The following is an 18815-nucleotide window of genomic DNA, read 5'->3' as shown; positions in this document are numbered from 1 at the left end:
CGCGTTCGTCAATCGGTTACGCCCGTGCTAACCATGTCCTGCACGCAGCAGGGGATGCGCGATGGTCTGGCTGTTTCGAATCGTGGTGGCGGTCGCGGCGCTGACCTGCATCGCCTGGGCCGCGCCGTTGGCGCTGACCGCCAGCGAGCCTGAGCGCGTGGACAAGCGCATCGCCATCACCTTTGACGACACGCCGCGCGGGGCCGGCGCGTTCCTGACGCTCGAGGAACGCGGGCCGAAGCTGATGGCCGCGCTTGAGGCGGCGGGCGTGCGGCAGGCGGCGTTCTTCATCAACCCGTGCCGGTTGCAGAGCGACCGCGACGGCGCGCTGGTCCGCGCCTATGAGACGGCGGGTCACGTCATCGCCGATCACACTTGCACCCATCCCGGCCTGTCGCGCGTCAGCGCGGCGTTCTACCTCGCCGATATCGACAAGTCGCAGGAATGGCTGCGCACTCGTCCGAACTATCGCCCGTGGTTCCGTTTCCCGTTCCTGGACGAAGGCGGGAGCGACGCTGGAAAGGCACAGGCGGTCCGCGAAGGCCTCGCGGCACGCGGCCTGATGAACGGCTACGTCACTGCCGACGGGTATGACTGGAACATGGAACGGCTGACGATCGAGGCGAAGCGCGCGGGGCGGACGATCGACATGGCCCGGCTGCGCGACCTGTACGTCGAAACCCATGTCGGCGCGGCCGAGTTCGCCGATGCCCTCGCCCTTCGCGCCACCGGCCGCCACCCGGCGCAGGTCCTGCTGCTCCACGAAACCGACCTCGCCGCCTTGTTCCTCCCCGACATGGTCGCGGGGCTGCGCAAGGCCGGCTGGACCATCGTCACCGCGGACGAGGCGTTCGACGACCCGGTCGCGCGCCGCACGCCGCAGGTCGATTTCGCCAACGGCACCCGCATCCAGATGCTCGCCTGGGAAAAGGGCCTCGAAGGATCGCGCTGGTACGACCGCACCGATGGCCCCGTCGCCGACCGCCTGTTCGAAGAGCGGGTGATGCAGGGAGCAACCGTCCAGTGAGGATCGTCGCGGCCCTGCTCGCCAGCCTGCTGCTCGCGCTCCCCGCCGCTGCGCAAAAGCGGATCGCGCTCAGCTTCGACGATGCGCCACGCGGGGAGGGGGCGTTCCTCGATCCCGATGTGCGCGCGAAGAAGCTCACCGCTGCGCTCAAGCGGGCTGGCGTCAAACAGGCGGTGTTCTTCGTGAACCCCGGCAATATCGGCCAGCCCGGCCATGGCGACGGCCTCGCCAATCTCGACCGCTATGTGAAGGCGGGCCATGTCCTCGCCAACCATAGCTGGTCGCACCCCAAGCTCGGCAACACCGATGCGCAAGCCTATCTCGCCGATCTCGACCGCGCCGAAGCCTGGCTCAAAGTGCGCGCCGGTTACCGCCCCTGGTTCCGCTTCCCGTTCCTCGACGAGGGCGGCAAGGACAAGGTCAAGCGCGACGCGATCCGCGCGGGGCTGAAGGCCCGCGGCCTGACCAACGGATACGTCACCGCGGAATCGTCCGACTGGAACATCGAAAGCCTGACCATCGCCGCAAAACAGGCCGGCAAGACGATGGACATGAAGGCGCTGCGCGAGCTGTATGTCGAAAGTCATGTCGAGGCGGCGGAATTCTATGATGCGCTCGCCGTCCGGACGCTGGGCCGCTCCCCCGCCCACGTCATGCTGCTCCACGAAACCGACATCGCCGCCTTGTTCATCGGCGATCTGGTCAAGGCGCTGAAGGCCAAGGGCTGGACCATCATCACCGCCGACCAAGCCCATGCCGACCCGCTCCGCGACGCCGACCCGGACACGCCGCATGCCCAGGGCACGCTGATCGAGGCGCTGGCGTGGGAAAAGGGCCTGCCCGCGCCACGCTGGTACGCCCGCAACGAACTGCGCATCGCCAATCCGCTGTTCGCCCGGCGGGTGCTTGGCGAAACCCCTGCGCCCTGAATTTGTTTGATAAAACGGACCCGATATGACCGACCAGCAATTCGACCTCACCGAAGACCAGCGCGCGATCCAGGAGATGGCGCAGCGCTTCACCGCCGACGCGATCACCCCGCATGCGGCGGAATGGGACGAGAAACACATCTTCCCGCGTGAGACGGTGAAGGCCGCCGCCGAACTCGGCTTCGGCGCGATCTACGTGTCGGAAGAGAGTGGCGGGATCGGCCTCGGCCGTCTCGAAGCGGCGCTGATCATGGAGGCGATGGCCTATGGCTGCCCCGCGACCAGCGCGTTCATCTCGATCCACAATATGGCCGCGTGGATGATCGATCGCTTCGGATCGCAGACGGTGAAGGACAAATATCTCCCGCAGCTCGTCACCGCCGACTGGCTGGCAAGCTATTGCCTGACCGAACCGTCCTCCGGCTCCGACGCCGCCGCGCTCAAGACCACCGCCAAGCGCGACGGCGACCATTTCATCGTCAACGGGTCGAAGCAGTTCATCTCCGGCGCGGGCGAGAATGAGCTCTACGTCACGATGGTGCGTACCGGGGTCGATGGCCCGAAGGGCATTTCCTGCCTCGCCATCGAAAAGGACATGCCGGGCGTCAGCTTCGGCGCGAACGAGCGCAAGCTCGGCTGGCACGCCCAGCCGACGCGACAGGTGATGTTCGACAATGTCCGCGTGCCGGTCGAAAACATGATCGGCGGCGAGGGCGAGGGCTTCCGCATCGCGATGATGGGCCTCGACGGAGGCCGCCTCAACATCGGCGCCTGCTCGCTCGGCGGGGCGCAGCGCTGCCTTGACGAGGCAATTGTCTATACAAAAGACCGCAAGCAGTTCGGGACCGCCGTGGCCGAGTTCCAGAACACCCAGTTCATGCTCGCCGACATGGCGACCGAGCTCGAGGCGGCCCGCGCGTTGCTGTATCTCGCCGCCGCCAAGGTCACCGCCAACGCGCCCGACAAGACCAAGTTCGCAGCGATGGCCAAGCGCTTTGCCACCGACACCGGATCGGCGGTGGTCGATCGCGCGCTCCAGCTACATGGTGGCTACGGCTATCTCATGGATTACCCGATCGAACGCTTCTGGCGCGATCTGCGGGTGCATTCGATCCTCGAAGGCACCAATCAGGTCATGCGAATGATCGTGGGACGGGAGCTGACGCGCCAATGAATGATGTACTGATTTCGACCGAGGGCAAGGTCGGCCGGATCCGGCTCAACCGGCCCAAGGCGATCCATGCGCTCAACACCGGCATGTGCGTCGCGATCGTCGACGCGCTGGCCGCGTGGCGTGAGGATACGGCGGTCGAGGCGGTGATGATCGACCATGCTGAGGGGCGTGGCTTCTGCGCGGGCGGCGATATCCGGATGCTGGCCGAGAGCGGCGCGGACGATGGCGCTGCGGCGCGGGACTTCTTCCGCGTCGAATATCAGATGAACCACGCGCTGTTCACCTTCGTGAAGCCGATCGTCGCGTTCATGGACGGGATCACGATGGGCGGCGGGGTCGGCCTCAGCCAGCCCGCGCGGTTCCGGGTTGCGACGGAGAATACCAAGTTCGCGATGCCCGAAACCGGGATCGGCCTGTTCCCCGATGTCGGTGGAGGCTGGTATCTCTCGCGGCTCCCCGGGCGCGTCGGCCAGTATCTCGCGGTCACCGGCCACCGGCTCGACGGCGCGGAGTGTGTCGCGCTGGACCTTGCCACCCACTATCTGGCGGCCGAGCGCATCGACGTTGCCAAGGCGCACATCCTCGCCGATCCGCAGGCCATCGAAGTGGTGCTGACCGATCTCGCCACGCCCACCCCCGACGCTGCCATCCTGACCCACCGCGCGGCCATCGATCGCCTGTTCGCCAGCGACCGGCTGGAAGACATCATCGCCGCGCTGCAGGCCGATCCGGGCGACTGGGCGATGCAGCAACGCGCCGACATCGCGGGCAAATCGCCGCAGTCGATGAAGGTCAGTCTCAAGCTGCTGCTCGACGGCGCCACCATGCCGACCTTCGAGGACGAGATGCGACAGGAGTTCGCGGTCGCCACCCGCGTCGTACAGCGCCACGACTTCATCGAAGGCGTGCGCGCGCTGATCATCGACAAGGACAACCATCCACGCTGGGATCCCGCGACGCCGGACGGGGTGAGCGACCATCTGATCGACCAGATCTTCGCCCCCCTGCCCGAGGACGAGGCTTGGACGCCGCGACATTAGCCGTCACCCCAGCGCAAGCTGGGGGTCTCTTGCCTACAAGACCCCAGCTCGCGTTGGGGTGACGAACAGGAACAACGATGACAGACTACAACACCATCCTTGTCGAACAGCGCGACGCCGTCACGCTGGTGACGCTCAACCGCCCGCAGGCGCTCAACGCCCTCAACAGCGAAATCCTGTCCGAACTGCTCGCGGCGATGACCGCGTTCGACGCAGACCCGTCACAGGGCTGCGCCGTCCTCACCGGCAGCGAAAAGGCGTTCGCCGCAGGCGCGGACATCAAGGAGATGCAGGCGCAGGGCTTCGCCGACATGTACGGTCACAATTTCTTCGCCGGCTGGGACCAGTTCACCCGCACGCGCAAGCCGATCATCGCCGCGGTCTCAGGCTTTGCGCTGGGCGGCGGGTGCGAGTTGGCGATGATGTGCGACTTCATCCTCGCCGCCGACACCGCCAAGTTCGGCCAGCCCGAGATCAAGCTCGCGGTCGCGCCCGGCATGGGCGGGTCGCAGCGCCTGACCCGCGCGGTGGGCAAGGCCAAGGCGATGGAAATGTGCCTGACCGGCCGCATGATGGGCGCGGAAGAAGCGGAGCGCGCTGGCCTCGTCAGCCGTGTCATTCCCGCCGCCGAATTGCTCGACGAAGCGCTCAAGACCGCCGCGACGATCGCGTCGATGGCCCCGCTCGCGGTGCTGGCGAACAAGGAAATGGTCAACGCCGCGTTCGAGACGAGCCTCTCGCAGGGCGTCCAGTTCGAACGTCGCCTGTTCCACGGCCTGTTCGGCAGCGCCGACCAGAAGGAAGGCATGGCGGCGTTCGTCGAGAAGCGTCCGGGGAACTGGACGGGTAAATAAGTCGCCCTCCCGCGTATGGGAGGCGAACTGAACAATTCCCCTCCCGCTTGCGGGAGGGGTTAGGGGAGGGCCTGTCCCTCCAGATCAGAACACACCGCGTGCGGACAGGCCCTCCCCCGGCCCCTCCCGCAAGCGGGAGGGGAGAGTGATGATGGCCCGCGTAGGATTTATCGGTCTTGGCAATATGGGCGGCGGGATGGCCGCGAACCTGGCAAAGGCGGGGCATGACGTGCGCGCCTATGACCTCAGCGAAGAGGCGCTCGCCCGCGCCAAGGCCGCCGGATGCCTGCCCGTCGCCGGCGCGGCTGAAGCAGCGGAGGGCGCGGAGGCCGTCATCACCATGCTGCCCGCCGGCAAGCATGTCGAACAGGTCTATGCCGACAGCGTGTTCGGCGCGGCGGATACCGGGGCAATCCTGATCGACTGCTCGACCATCGACGTCGATACCGCGCGCCGCGTCGCCGATGCGGCGGCGATCAAGGGGCTGATGGCGGTCGATGCGCCGGTCTCCGGCGGGATCGCGGCGGCGGCGGGCGGCACGCTCACCTTCATGGTCGGCGGCAGCGCCGCCGCGTTCGAACGCGCCGAGCTGTTCCTGTCCGACATGGGCAAGGCGGTGATTCATGCCGGCGGCAATGGCGCGGGGCAGGCGGCGAAGATCTGCAACAACATGCTGCTCGGCGCGACGATGGTCGCGACCTGCGAAGCATTCCTGCTCGCGCGCAAGCTCGGGCTCGACCCGCAGACCTTCTACGACATCAGCTCGGTCTCGTCGGGCCAGAGCTGGTCGATGACAAGCTATGCGCCCTTGCCCGGCGTCGGCCCCAAATCGCCCGCCGACAATGACTATCAGGGCGGCTTTGCAGTCGGGCTGATGCTCAAGGATCTGAAGCTGGCGATGGAGGCGGCGGAAACGGTCCACGCCGACACGCCGATGGGCGCGCGCGCGGCCGAGCTTTACGGCAAGTTCGCGGACGAGGGCCATGCCGGCATGGACTTTTCCGGCATCATCAAGATGCTGGAGGCCCGCGAAGCCTGAAGCGTCACTGCGTCAGGCGGATCAGCGTGGCGGAGTTGTAGAAGACGCCGTTGACCTGGAACGTCATGCCCGATGCATCCTGCGCCACTTCCTTGACCAGGCCGCGCGCGGAGATCGAAACCGGCACGCTCGCGCCGGTCGTGTCCTTCGCCGAGATCTCGAGCTTGTAGGCGCCGTCAGGTGCGCGGGTGCCGTTGGCCAGCGTGCCATCCCACACCAGATCGCCCTGCGATCCGCTCAGGTTGACCGTGTGCACCGTCGCGCCCGACGCGTTCTTGATCGTGGCGACCACCGATTCCGCCGGGCGGCTGGTGGCATAGGTCCATTGCGCCGGGCTGGTCCCGGTCAGGCCCGCCTGATCACTGCCAAAGCTCGCGACCTTGCCGACGACCGAAGCCGCGCCGACGAGATTGTCGGAGGTCAGCGCGGTCAGGATCGACTTGAGCGACGCATTCTGCTGGATCGACTGTTCGACCTGCGAGAACTGGACGAGCTGCTGGGTGTATTCCGACGTGTCCATCGGATCGAGCGGGTCCTGATTCTGCATCTGGGTCGTCAGCAGGCGCAGGAACATCGTCGCATCGGTGGCGAGCTTGCCCAGCGCATTGCCGGTGTTGGTGTTGGTCGCGGCATTGGCGGCGGAGGCGGCGTCGACGGCCATGATCGGCTCCTTCAGGCGACGAGATCGACCCGGCCCGAACTGCGGACCTGGACGGGGGTGGGGGCGGACTGAACATTGGCGGCATCGCCGTCGTTCAGATAGGCACGGCTGGCGATGCGGCGACCCTGCTGGGCATGCTGGTCGCTCTGGCCAAAGCCACGGCTGTCGAAGCGCAGGCTCTGGTCGTCGGCGCGGAAGCCGGCATCGTTGAGCGCGCGGGTGAGGTTGTCGGAGTCCCGGCGGAGCAGGTCGAGCGTCGCGGGCTGATCGGCGGTGACCTCGGCGCTCAGCTGCCGCGCCTCGTCCATCCGCAACCGGACTTCGATCTTGCCGAGTTCGGCGGGGTCGAGCCGGATCACGAGCACATCGCCCGAACCGCTATCGGCATGGCGGACGATGGCGATACCAACATCCTCACCGATCGCGGCTGCGCGCGCGCGATGCTCGGTGGCGACGGGATCACCCGTATGGGTCGCGCCATGGGCTGCGGCGGCGGCAAGCGGATCGAAGGCAGGCAGCGGGGCTCCGGCAGCTTGTGCGATCGCCGGGGCCGGTGCCGCGGGCTGCGGCGTCGATTGGCGGTGGCCGTCGCGGTTCATCGCGTCGCCGCCGGTATCGCTGGTGGTGCGCAGCGCATCGGCGTCGGCATCGCTCTTGATCGCGACGAGCGTATCGAATGCGCCATCATCTGCGGGCGCGTCGCTGGCGATTTCAGCGGGAGCGGGTTCGACCACGCGCAGCGCAACCGGTGCCGCAGGCGTGGCCTGCGTCTCAACCTTGGCTGGATCCGGTACCGCCGGAGTAACGGCGTCCGCGGTGGCCGGCGTTACCGGCGCGACGCTGATCGATGCCATCACGGACGGTTGGGGCTGGGTCGGGACCTGTTCGGGCGCGGCTTCGGCCTGTGCCGCGGGCTGCTCGAGCAACGCGGAGCTGACCGTATCAGGTCCGACGGCGACGGGTTCAACAGCGACCAGCTCGACCGCCATCGGTTCCACGGCACGCGGCGCGGTTTCTACCGGAGCTGTCGGCACCGGGCCGATGACGTGCTTGCGCGGCCCATCGATCGCCGCGACGCTGTCATCTTCCGATGTCGGGATCGCCTTGGGTTGGGCCGGGATCGGCGGTTCTGCCTTGCGCACCGGGTCCACGACCGTCCCCATGCTGCCCTGCGGGTCGGCCACGGGGGCTGGGTCAGGCGCCCTTTGCGCCAACTTGACCGGGGCCACCGGCGTCTCCGATACCGACGGCGTCGGGTTCGGGATGGACTTGCCAGCCCCATCGCCCGTCGCGACGGTGCCGTCGGTGTGAGCCAGCGCGGGGGATGGCGCATCGATCGCGGTCGGCCTTGCCGGTCCCTCGGTCGGCGCTTCAGCGACCGGCGCGGGGTTTAGAACTGGCGCCTGGGTCGCGGCATCGGCGACCGGCGCGCCGCTGTCCGCAGGCGTGAGCGGGCGAATGGGCGCGGTCGGATTGACCATAACGGCGGGACCCGTCGGCGCCGCGGCTGCCTTATCGCCCGGTCCGGACGAGGGCGCCGGCGCTACTTCCGTCGGGCGGGCGACCGGTTCGACCAGTGCCAGTGCCGGCGTGGCCGGGACCGCGATCGGTTCTGCAAGCTCCGATTGGTCAGGATCAGCCGCTTCGACCGGTGCGACCGGCTGGTCGGTGACCAGCCCCAGCAACGGCGCCTTGCCCTGCGGGATCAGCTGGACTGGCGCATCGACGACGCTGACCGCGGCGTCGGGCACCGGCGGAGTCGGCAATCCCAGCATGGCGGCAAAGCCGGGCTCGGCCACAACCCCCGCGACATTCGACGGGGTCGGCCCGCCGCCTGTGGTTATGGCGGCGGAAAAGGGCAGGAGGTTGGGCACCATAGGCGCATCATAGAGGTGCGGCATGCCGTCCGGTCGCATGGCTCAACCAATCGTGCCGAGCGCGCGCACCCGGGCGCGGGCGTGGATTTCGTTCTGCGACAGCACCACGGTGGCGGGGCGTACCCGCTCGATCACGCTGCGCACGAACGGGCGGATCGTGGGGTTGGTGAGCAGGCACGGGATTTCCCCGCTGTTCGCCATCCGGTCATAAGTGTCGCGCACGGCTGCGATGAAGCCCTGCAGCATCGACGGCGGCATGGCGAGGTGGCGTTCGTCGCCCTGGCCCATGATGTTCTCGGCAAAGGCGGCGTCCCATTCGGGCGAGAGGGTGACGATCGGGATCGATCCTTCGCGCGACTGGGTGGCCGAGATCTGCCGGGCAAGGCGCGCGCGGACATGTTCGGTGATCTGCGTCAGGTTGGTGGTGATCGGCGCGGCTTCGGCGATTCCCTCCAGAATCGTCGGCACGTCGCGGATCGACACGCCTTCGCCCAGCAGATTCTGCAGGATGCGCTGCACGCCGGAAATCGAGATGCGCGAGGGAATGATCTCCGCCACCAGCTTGGACGAGTCGGTGTGCACCTCGTTCAACAGCTTCTGCACCTCGGTGTAGCTCAGCATGTCGGCGATATTGTCCTTGACCAGTTCGGTCAGGTGCGTGGTGATGATCGTGCCGGCATCGACCACGGTCAGGCCGCGGAAGCCCGCTTCCTCGCGCAGCTCGCGGTCGATCCACAGGGCCGGCAGGTTGAACACCGGCTCGCGCGTCGGTTCGCCCGGGATGCCCGCCGGACCGTCGCCGGGATTGATGACGAGCAGGCGGTCGAGCCGGATGTCGCCGCGCGCGGCCTCGGTCTCCTTGATGTAGATGACATACTGGTTCGCCTGCAGGCCCATATTGTCGATGATGCGGACCGAGGGGAGGACGAAGCCATATTCGGTCGCCATCTGGCGGCGCAGCGCGCGCACCTGATCGTCGAGGCGCGGTTCGCGCGCGGCATCGTTGATGATTGGCAACAGGCCATAGCCGATCTCGATCCGGACCGCGTCAATCGCGAGCGTGCGCGAGATCGGTTCCTCGACTGTGGCGGCGGCCTCGGCCTCTTCGACCTGCGCGATGCGCTCGGCAAGGGCGGCGCGTTCCTTGCTCTTCTTGGCCAGATGCCAGCCGGCATAGCCCGTGCCCGCAGCGAACATCGCAAACGGCAGGAATGGCAGGCCGGGCATCAGCGCGAGACCGCTGAGCAGGACGGCGGACATGCCGAATGCCTGCGGATAGCGACCCAGCTGCTCGCCCAGTGCCGTGCCGGTCTTGCCCGCCTGCGTGCCCTTCGACACCATCAGGCCAGCGGCGATCGAAATCACCAGTGCCGGAACCTGGCTGACCAGCCCTTCGCCGACGGTCAGCAGCGTGTAGCTGTGGAACGCCTCGCCGAACGGCACGCCATGAACGGCGACGCCGATGATCAGGCCGACGATCACGTTGATCGCGGTGATCAGCAGCGCGGCGATCGCATCGCCCTTCACGAACTTGGACGCACCGTCCATCGCGCCGAAGAAGCCGCTTTCGGCCTCCACTTCCTGGCGGCGGCTACGCGCCTGTTCTTCGGTGATCATGCCGGCCGACAGGTCGGCGTCGATTGCCATCTGCTTGCCGGGCATCGCGTCAAGGCTGAAGCGCGCGGCGACTTCTGCGATGCGGCCCGCGCCCTTGGTGATGACGACGAAGTTGATGACGATCAGGATCGCGAAGATGGTGATGCCGATCACCGGCTCGCCGCCGATCAGGAACTCGCCGAACGCCGCAATCACGCCGCCCGCCGCATGCGCGCCTTCATGGCCATGCGCCAGGATCAAGCGGGTCGAGGCGATGTTGAGGCCAAGCCGCAGCATCGTCGCGATCAGCAGGATCGTCGGGAATGCCGACAGCTGTAGCGGCTTTTCGATGAACAGCGCCGTCATCAGGATCATCACCGACAGGGTGATCGACAGGACAAGGCCCAGGTCGAGCATCCAGCCGGGCATCGGCAGCACCAGCGTGCCGATGATCGCCAACACGCCGACCGCCAGCGCGATGTCGCGACCATTGCCCAGACGCGAAAGAAAGCCGTTGAGTCCGTTCATCGCATGATTTCCGCGTCAGGTTGCCGGAACGACCGCAATGCCCGCCTCGACAAAGGCCTTGAGCTTGTTGCGCATCGTGCGGACCGAAATGCCCAGGATCTGCGAGGCCGAGGTGCGGTTGCCCTGGCACCGCTCCAGCGTCTCGAGGATCAGCTGGCGCTCGACCTCTTCGACGGTCTGGCCGACGAGCGAGGCGATAACCGGCTTGCCCGCGGATGGAGCGACCGGGGCAAGCCGCGACCCGTCCGCCAGCACGATCGCTTCCGGACCGATATAGCCGTCGGGCGACAGCAGCACGGCGCGGTGCATCGCATCCTGCAGTTCGGCGACATTGCCGGGCCAGTCATGGCTGGTCAGCAGCGTTTCGGTCGCCGGGTCGATCAGCGGGCTGGGCAGGCACTGCATCGCCGCGAAGCGTGCGGCAAAGGTCGCCGCAAGCAGGCGGATGTCCCCGCCGCGCGCGCGCAGCGGCGGCAGCGCCACGGTGGCCAGTGCGAAGCGGGCAAGCAGGTCACCGCGAAACTGTCCGGCATCGACCATCGCCGCGACGTCGCGGCGCGTGCTGGCGATGACGTTGGGCGCGGCCGGGGCCGCCATCGCCTTGAGCACGTCCAGCTGGAGCGCGGCGGGCAGGCGATCGATATCGCGCAGGAACAGCGTGCCGCCGCTGGCGGTGGCAAAGGCACCCCGGCGGCTGGCCAGCGCGCCGTCGAACGCGCCGGCCGCATGGCCGAACAGTTCGGAGTGCAGCACCTCTGGCGCGACGCCGGTGCATTCGACCGTGACGAAGCCGGATCGGCCCGATGCGGCATGGGTGGCGTGCGCGACGCGCTCCTTGCCGGTGCCGCGCTCGCCGCTGATCAGGATCGGGGCATGCGCAGGGGCCATTGCGCGCGCGAAGTCGAGCGCGCGCAGCCAGGCGAGGTCTTCGCCAACCATCGGCGCGAAATCGGCCTGGGCCATTTGCGCGATCGCGGCCGCGATCAGCTCGCGATCGGGGGGCAGGGGAATATAGTCGCGCGCACCCGCGCGGATCGCCGCGACCGCCCGCTCGGCCGGGGCGTCGATGCCACAGGCGAGTACGGGCACGGCAAAGCGCTCGGCGATCAGTGCGCGCATGAAGCCGGGAACGTCGCTGTCGACATCGATCATCACCAGCCCCGCGCCACGCTCTCGCAGATGCTCCAGCGCCTCGGACGGCGTCTCGGCGATCGTCACTTCGGCACCCAGGCTCTGCGCCATGCGCGCAGCCTCGCCAAACGGGCCGCTGCTGGCGCCGACGATCATCAGGCGAAGCTGCATGTTCAGCCTTCCTGGCGGACGATTTCGGTCAGCGTGACGCCGAGCGCATGGTCGACCAGCATCACTTCGCCGCGCGCGACCAGCCGGTTGTTGACATAGACGTCCACCGGCTCGCCGACGCGGCGGTCGAGTTCGAGCACCATGCCCGACTTCATCCGGATCAGCTCGCCGACCGGCACGCGCGCACGGCCGAGCACGGCCTGGACGCGGACCGGAACCTCGCTAACGGCGGACAGCGAGCCGGCGGGGCCGGTATCGGTGGCGGGGCCGTCGGTTGCGAATTCCTCGAACGACGGCGGTGCCTCGCTCTCGATCATGGCGCCGCTCTCGTGGCTCTCGATCGGTTCGCCGGGTTCGGACATCGGAGTCTCCATCATGCGTTCATCCACTGGCGGATCACGGCGGTCGCTTCGGGCGCGTTGCTGGCGACCATGTCGCCGACCTTGCGCAGATGCGACGCCTTGACCTGGCCATCGACATTGTTGAGCTGAACTTCGTGGTCGAGCAGGGGGACGTCGGAGCGCTTGCCCTGCATCGATTCCAGTTGCTTGAGCGCCTCCGGGTCGCCCTCGGCGGCCTGCTGCGCGATGGCCAGCATCTCGGCGTTCTGATCGCTGGGCAGCATCGGCGGGCCGACCTCGCCCTCAGCCTCCTTGTTGGCGCGCGAGCGGAGCATGCGCAGCACGATCAGGCCGATCGCACCGACCAGGAGGATCTTCAGCAACCCGACCACCTGGTCGGAGGTGAAGAAGCTGTACCAGGCGGTCTGCGCATCGGCAGGTTCGGCCGGGGTGGCAAAGGCGAGGCTTTCCACCACCACGCTGTCGCCACGTTCGGTATCGATGCCGACGGCATTCTCCACCAGCCGGGTCAGCTGCTGCTTGCGTGCTTCGGGCAGACCCTGGGCACCGCCGTCAACGGTGACCGCGACCGACAGGCGGGTCAGCTTGCCCGGTTCGCGCGTCACCACGCTGCGGGTCGCGCTGTTGGCATAGGTCACGTCTTCCGACGTTTCCTTGCGCGCCTGCTGCCGTGTGTCGCCGCCATTGGCGCCGACCGGCTGCTGCTGTGCCTCGGGCAGCTGGTTGCCGACCGTCGCGGCCTGTTCGCCGCTATTCTCGTTGGTCTGGTCGTCGCTTTCGACCGTCACCTGACGCGCGATCACCTGCTTGTCGGGATCGTAGACATTGGATTCCTCGCGCGTTGCATCGCGATCGATCTGCGCGGCGACTTCGGCGCGGACCTTGCCCTGGCCGACGATCGGCTCGAGCAGCGCGATGATCTCCTCCCGCATCTTCGCCTCGATCTGCGCCTGGCGTTCGTCGATGGTGCCGCCGCCCGCCGCGCCCTGTTCGCCGGCCCGCGCGAGCAAAGCGCCCGACTGGTCGACGATCGACACGGATTCGGGCGAGAGTTCGGGGACTGCGGACGAGACGAGGTAGCGGATCGCCTGGATCGTCTCGGCGGGCAGGCGGCCCTTGGTCTTGACGGTGACCGATGCTGTCGCGGGCCGCGCCTCTGCGGCGAACATCGCGCGTTCGGGCATCACGATATGCACGCGCGCGCCCGACACGGCATCGAGGCTCTGGATCGAGCGGACCAGTTCGCCCTCGATCGCGCGGGTTTCGTTCATCTTGGCGCGGCTGGCGGACACGCCGAATGGCTGTTCCTCGTCCAGCACGTCATAGCCGATCTTGCCGCCCAGCTTCTCGCCGGCCATCGCCATGCGCAGTTCGGCGAGGCGATCGACTGGGGCCATCACCGCGGTGCCGTCGGCGGACAGTTCGAAGGGGACGTTCTGCGACTTCAGCTTCTCCGAGATCGCGGCGGCGGCCGACGGGTCGAGATCGGTGTAGAGGAACCCCATGGTGGTGTTCTCACCCCGCAGCGCGACCATCGCCAGCGCCGCCATGATCAATGCCGCGACGCCGCCCATGATGATGAGCCGCTTGGCCCCCAATTGTGCGATCAGCCCTTTAACCTGCTCCAAGCGGCACCCTATCAACCAGCCGGAACTGCCTGTTCCTCAGGTCAATTATAGATGGCGCCAGCGCGGCAGGTTTTGCCGGTGGGAAAAAATTGCCGAGTGGATTTCTGCGGCGCCCGCCCACGCTTTAATCCGGGCGGAGCAAGTGCGTCCGGGTGGGGAAAACGGGCCGGTGCCGCTTCGATCCGCTGCCGCGACCGCAAACGCAAAACGCCCCCGGACGGGGGAGTCCGGGGGCGCCGATCTGCGGAGGGGGCCGGGCAGGGGAGCCGGGCCATCCGACAGGTTACTGATAGAGGATCATTGTGCCGGACCGTCGCCAACCGGAAAAAGATTGTTCAGTTCGCGCAGCACCGCGGCTTCGCGCATCGCACGGTCCAGCGTCAGCCCGCCTTCGTCCCACTCGATCCGCGCATCGCCGCTGGCGAGCGAGGGGTCGTGCGTAACATGCAGGTTCAGGCGGCGGCGGTCATTGGCCTGTCGCGCGGCGATCCGCTCCTCGATCTGCTCGGCCATGTCGGGGTGGACGCGCACTACCAATTCGGTGCCGCGTGTCACCTGGGCCAGCGCGCGGCCGATGGCGTCATCGATCGCCTGGGCCGGCGATGCGAGCAGCGGATGGCCGGCCAGATGCTGCGCCACCGCGAGTACCAGTTCGGCCGCTTCGCGCGCGGTGTCGGCGCGAAAGCCTGCCCGATCCTCGACCATGCCCTCCACCTCTGAATGCAGCGCGTCCATTGCCGCGAGCAATGCGGTCTCGCGGTCCGAACGCGCTGCATCGAGCCCGGCCTGAAACGCATCGGCGCGTGCGCGGGCCAGCTCCTCATTCTGCGTCTTGCGCAGATGCGCCAGTTCGTCCTCAAGCGCTTCGATCTTGATGACCAGCGAGATCGTGTCGTCATGCTCGACCGTGCGCGCCGGCTTTGGCGCGGTGAATACGCGATCGAAGCCGAACGGTTTGGTGCTGAAGGCCATATCCATCGTCTGCACCTCAGATAATCATCGTGTCGTCGCTCTTGGGATCGACCAGCACGATCTCCCCCATATCGGCAAGGTTCTTGGCCAGGCGGACGAGTGCGGACTGCGCCTCTTCGCAATCGCGCGCGCGCACCGGACCCATGGAAGCCATATCCTCGCGCAGCAGCTTGGCCGAGCGTTCGGTCATGGTGGAGAAGAACAGCGAGCGGATGTTTTCCGGCGCGCCCTTCAAAGCCAGCGCCATCTGGCGCTTGTCGGCCTGGCGGACGATCACCGCAATCGATGCCGGCAGCAGACCGCCCAGATCCTCGAAGGTGAACATCAGCGAGCGGATACGGTCGGCGGCGTCGGGCGAGCGGGCGTCGAGCGCGGAGAGCATGCTTTCCTCGGTCGACCGGTCCATCGCGTTGAAGATTTCGGCCATCGCTTCATGCGGGTCGCGGCGCTGGGCGCGGGCGAAATTGGCCATGAATTCGGTTTTCAGCGTCGCTTCGACCTGTGCCAGAACTTCCTTCTGCACCGTTTCCATGCGCAGCATCCGCTGCACCACATCGACCGCGATGTCGCGCGGGAGCGCGCCGAGCACGCGCGCGGCATGGTCGGATTTCAGCTTGGACAGGATGACGGCGATCGTCTGGGGATATTCGTTGCGCAGATAACCGGCCAGAACGCCTTCGTTGACGTTGGACAGCTTGTCCCACATCGTCCGGCCCGACGGACCGCGGATATCTTCCATGATCTCCTTGACGCGGTCGGCATCGAGCACGCTGTTGAGCAGGCGTTCGGTCGTCTCGTACGAGCCGTGGCACGAGCTCATCGACGACATTTCGGCCTGGAACTGGTTGAGCAGATATTCGACCAGGCTGGAGGGGATCCGACCGAGCTGCGACATGCTCTGCGACAGTTCCTTGACCTCGTCGATCGACAGCTGCTCCCAGATCGGCGCGCCATGCTCCTGGCCCAGCGCAAGCATCAGCGCCGCCGCACGCTCCCGCTGGTTGAGCCGCTTATATTCTGGCGGTTCCTCGACCGGAGTCATCAACATCGTCTAGTTCCCCTGCATTTATTCGTGGTTAACCCGTCGGTTTCGCGCACGACCCCTCTATTATGGACTCGAAAGGGGGTTCCCGGTCGCGTGAGGACAGGATCATGAACATCTCTTCGGGATTGGCGGGGCTGACCCTGCTGGGTGCCGATACGAGCTGGTATTCGACCTCGGGCGCGGGCCTGACGGTGGAAAGCAAGGCCGTGCGCGAGGCCAAGGCTCAGTTCACCCTACCCGAAACGACTCCCCCTTGGCGCGAGGCCGGATCGACCGGGTCGATCTCAAATCAGATCGCCACGATCCGCCGCCTCGCCACCATCATCGACAAGCCGCTGAACGGCGTACGGGCGCTGCCGACCGATGTGCAGACCGCCTTCACCACTTGGAAAGCGCTGGACCGTCTCAACATTCTTGCCGAAAGCGCCGCGAAGCCGGGCCTGTCGGCCACCGAACGCGGCCAGCTCGCCGCGACCTTCGCCAAGGGGCTTGCCGACCTCCAGACCTATATGGGCACCGCGCCCTCCGACAAGCTGGAGCTGTCCTTTGGGCAGCCGGTCCGCCGGGCCGAAAGCACGGTGGTTGCGCCGGGCACCGGCGGGCTGACGGTCAGCGTGTCGGGCAAGGGCGTCGTGGCGAAGCGCGACGAGGTGCTCTCGCAAATGTCGGGGACCGAACGGTTCCGGGTCACGCTGGAGCGCGGCAGTTCGATCGATACGGTGGTGATCGACCTTGGTTCGCTGCCCGAACCGCCCACACTCGACAGCGTGGCGAACCTCGTCAATCAGGCGATCGCCAATATTCCGCTGCGCGATGCTGGCGGCAATGTCGTGCTCAACGGCGACGGCACGCCTGCGCCGAAATGGAAGGTCACGTTCGAGCCGAAAAAGACCGAAAAAGACGGCTGGACGATGGGCATCAACCGCCAGGGGCTGGAGAGCGTGTCGATCGATCAGGTCGATGCCCCCGATGCGCTGATCGTCGCCACCGGCCGCACCGGCCTCGAAACGCCGACCGCAGCCCGCGTGCTGCGCATCGACGATCCCGAAGCGGCGATGACCAACAAGACGCTGGCGACGATCGAGGCGAAGGACCGGCTGACGACCAAGGCGGTGGCGACTACCACCGATGCCGTTGCGACGGATGCGGACGGTTTTGCCTATGTCGTCGGCACCGCCTCGGGCGACCTCGACGAATTGCGCGCCGCCGGTACGCAGGACCTCTATCTCACCAAGATGGACAGCCTCGGCAACGTCGTGTGGCAACGCGCGCTGGGCGCCGCCGACAGCGCGTCAGGCGCTGCCGTCACCGTCGCCCAGAATGGCGACATCGTCGTTGCCGGCACGGTGTCGGGCAATTTCGCCGGAACCAGCGCGGACGCCGACATGCTCGTCGCCCGCTATGCCAATAACGGCGACGAGATGTTCGCCAGCCGCATCCGATCGTCGGGTGACGATCGCGCCACCAGCATCGCCATCGCGGACGATGGCGCGATCCTGGTGGGCGGCCGTGCGGCACAGGGTGGCGGAGACGCCTTTGTCGCCCGGCTCAGCGGGACGGGCGCAGTGACCCAGCGCGTCAAATTGCCGGGCACCAGCGGCGACGAAAGCGTCACGGCGATGACCATGACCGCCGATGGTCGCCTCGCCGCGCTGACCAAAGAGGGCGCGACGTCGAAGCTCCGCTTCCTCGACCCTGCCAGTCCCGGAACGGTGCTCGATACCATCGATCTGGGCGCTTCCGACGCGCGCGCCATTGCGATCGCGCCGGACGGATCGATTGCGATCGGCGGAACGACGCTCTCTGCACTGCCTGGAACGCAGGTCAACGGGGTCACCGGCGGGCGCGACGGGTTCGTCATGCGCCTTGCCGCCGATGGCAGCAGCATGGCCACCACCTATCTCGGCACGGCCGGCAACGAACAGGTCGACAGCCTCGCCTTCAGCAATGGCAAGCTCTATGTCGGCGGCCGCACCACCGGCGATCTGGGCGGCACGCGCAGCGGACCGACCGACGGTTTCGTGGCACGGATCGATCCGGCCAGCGGCGGCGTCGAGAAGATCACGCAATTCGGCCAGCCGACCCTGCGCACCGAACCGGTGCGCGTTGCCGCATCCGATGGCGGGTCGAGCAAGGTCGATGCGCTTGGCCTGGGTCGCGGCGTCGCGACGCCCGACGGCTCGCTGCGCCTGACCACCGGGTCCAGCCTGCGCGAAGGCGACAGCTTCCAGATGCGCGTCGCGGGCGGACCGCTCCGCACGATCACGATCGCGAAGGAAGAAACGCTGGCCAGCCTGGCCGACAAGGTGCGCAAGATCACCGGATCGAAGGCGCTGGTGACCACGCCCAAGAAGGACGACGGCGCGATGCTGCGCGTGTCGCCCAAGGCGGGGATCGATATCGAGTTCGTCGCAGGTCCGGCCGGTCGCGACGCACTGGAAAAGCTGGGTCTGCCAGCTGCGCGCGTGTCCGGCATGGACCCGATCGACAAGGATGCGCCACGCGTCCGTCCGGGCGGCAGCTTTGGTTTGGGGCTCAACCCGGGCCTGTCGATCGCGGACCAAAAGTCGGCAACCGCCGCCCTGGCAAAACTCAAATCCGCGCTTTCGGTGTCGCAGACCGGCTATCGCTCGCTTTATTGGGACGATGGCAAACAGGCACTTGTCGAAGGCGCACGCAAGGGCGGGAACACCGCGCGCGAACAGGCGCAGATGGCGAATTACCAGGCGGCGCTCAGCCGCCTCGCCTCCGGCCCGTCGACCTCCATAGGGTTCTGAACTT

15 protein-coding genes are annotated in these 18815 nt (G+C 67.2%); 7 read left to right on the top strand and 8 right to left on the bottom strand.

What is annotated here, in order from left to right:
* The first annotated feature begins 61 nt into the window (after positions 1-61).
* From ACO05N_RS18635 to mmsB, 6 genes are all read left to right on the top strand, one after another.
* Positions 62-1027 (top strand): polysaccharide deacetylase family protein, encoded by a 966-nt coding sequence (locus ACO05N_RS18635; protein ID WP_422058469.1) that lies wholly within the window; start codon positions 62-64, stop codon positions 1025-1027.
* On the top strand, positions 1024-1956 hold the full coding sequence (locus ACO05N_RS18630) for a polysaccharide deacetylase family protein (RefSeq protein ID WP_422058468.1): 933 nt from the start codon (positions 1024-1026) through the stop codon (positions 1954-1956). The genes ACO05N_RS18635 and ACO05N_RS18630 overlap by 4 nt, the downstream gene beginning before the upstream one ends.
* Positions 1957-1981: 25 nt before the next feature.
* Positions 1982-3130: an acyl-CoA dehydrogenase family protein gene (locus ACO05N_RS18625; protein ID WP_422058467.1), complete on the top strand. Its 1149-nt coding sequence runs from the start codon at positions 1982-1984 to the stop codon at positions 3128-3130.
* Positions 3127-4170 carry an enoyl-CoA hydratase/isomerase family protein gene (locus ACO05N_RS18620; protein ID WP_422058466.1) on the top strand — a complete coding sequence of 348 codons (1044 nt, stop codon included), beginning with the start codon at positions 3127-3129 and terminating at the stop codon, positions 4168-4170. The genes ACO05N_RS18625 and ACO05N_RS18620 overlap by 4 nt, the downstream gene beginning before the upstream one ends.
* A 77-nt stretch (positions 4171-4247) precedes the next feature.
* Positions 4248-5024, top strand: coding sequence for an enoyl-CoA hydratase (locus tag ACO05N_RS18615; protein ID WP_422058465.1), 777 nt, complete (start codon positions 4248-4250; stop codon positions 5022-5024).
* Between the two features lie 151 nt (positions 5025-5175).
* Positions 5176-6063 carry a 3-hydroxyisobutyrate dehydrogenase gene (gene mmsB, locus ACO05N_RS18610; protein WP_422058784.1) on the top strand — a complete coding sequence of 296 codons (888 nt, stop codon included), beginning with the start codon at positions 5176-5178 and terminating at the stop codon, positions 6061-6063.
* Positions 6064-6067: 4 nt separating this feature from the next.
* Here the strand turns inward: mmsB and ACO05N_RS18605 are convergent, their stop codons facing one another.
* The 8 genes from ACO05N_RS18605 to ACO05N_RS18570 all read right to left on the bottom strand — a co-directional run bounded on the left by ACO05N_RS18605 (position 6068) and on the right by ACO05N_RS18570 (position 16037).
* A complete protein-coding gene (locus ACO05N_RS18605) occupies positions 6068-6724 on the bottom strand; it encodes a flagellar hook assembly protein FlgD (protein WP_422058464.1) in 657 nt (218 codons plus the stop codon).
* Positions 6725-6735: 11 nt separating this feature from the next.
* Positions 6736-8625, bottom strand: coding sequence for a flagellar hook-length control protein FliK (locus tag ACO05N_RS18600; protein WP_422058463.1), 1890 nt, complete (start codon positions 8623-8625; stop codon positions 6736-6738).
* Between the two features lie 18 nt (positions 8626-8643).
* Positions 8644-10725: a flagellar biosynthesis protein FlhA gene (flhA, locus tag ACO05N_RS18595; RefSeq protein ID WP_422058462.1), complete on the bottom strand. Its 2082-nt coding sequence runs from the start codon at positions 10723-10725 to the stop codon at positions 8644-8646.
* A 15-nt stretch (positions 10726-10740) separates the two neighbouring features.
* Positions 10741-12027: a sigma-54-dependent transcriptional regulator gene (locus tag ACO05N_RS18590; RefSeq protein ID WP_422058461.1), complete on the bottom strand. Its 1287-nt coding sequence runs from the start codon at positions 12025-12027 to the stop codon at positions 10741-10743.
* Positions 12028-12029: 2 nt separating this feature from the next.
* Positions 12030-12389, bottom strand: coding sequence for a flagellar motor switch protein FliN (fliN, locus tag ACO05N_RS18585; RefSeq protein ID WP_422058460.1), 360 nt, complete (start codon positions 12387-12389; stop codon positions 12030-12032).
* An 11-nt stretch (positions 12390-12400) separates the two neighbouring features.
* Entirely contained in the window at positions 12401-14017 is a 1617-nt protein-coding gene (fliF, locus tag ACO05N_RS18580; RefSeq protein ID WP_422058459.1) for a flagellar basal-body MS-ring/collar protein FliF, read from the bottom strand.
* 297 nt (positions 14018-14314) lie between these two features.
* Positions 14315-14995 carry a FliH/SctL family protein gene (locus tag ACO05N_RS18575; RefSeq protein ID WP_422058458.1) on the bottom strand — a complete coding sequence of 227 codons (681 nt, stop codon included), beginning with the start codon at positions 14993-14995 and terminating at the stop codon, positions 14315-14317.
* A gap of 10 nt (positions 14996-15005) precedes the next feature.
* Positions 15006-16037, bottom strand: coding sequence for a flagellar motor switch protein FliG (locus ACO05N_RS18570; RefSeq protein ID WP_422058457.1), 1032 nt, complete (start codon positions 16035-16037; stop codon positions 15006-15008).
* Positions 16038-16141: 104 nt separating this feature from the next.
* Here ACO05N_RS18570 and ACO05N_RS18565 point away from each other — a divergent pair, with 104 nt between their 5' ends.
* The gene (locus tag ACO05N_RS18565) at positions 16142-18811 is read left to right on the top strand and encodes a hypothetical protein (protein WP_422058456.1); all 2670 of its coding nucleotides are present in this window, start codon (positions 16142-16144) and stop codon (positions 18809-18811) included.
* Positions 18812-18815: the final 4 nt, after the last annotated feature.

It is taken from the genome of Sphingomonas sp., from assembly GCF_965227385.1.
GTDB lineage: Bacteria > Pseudomonadota > Alphaproteobacteria > Sphingomonadales > Sphingomonadaceae > Sphingomonas.
The sequence above is the reverse complement of the archived record's forward strand: the minus strand, read 5'-3'. Positions and strand labels throughout refer to the sequence as shown.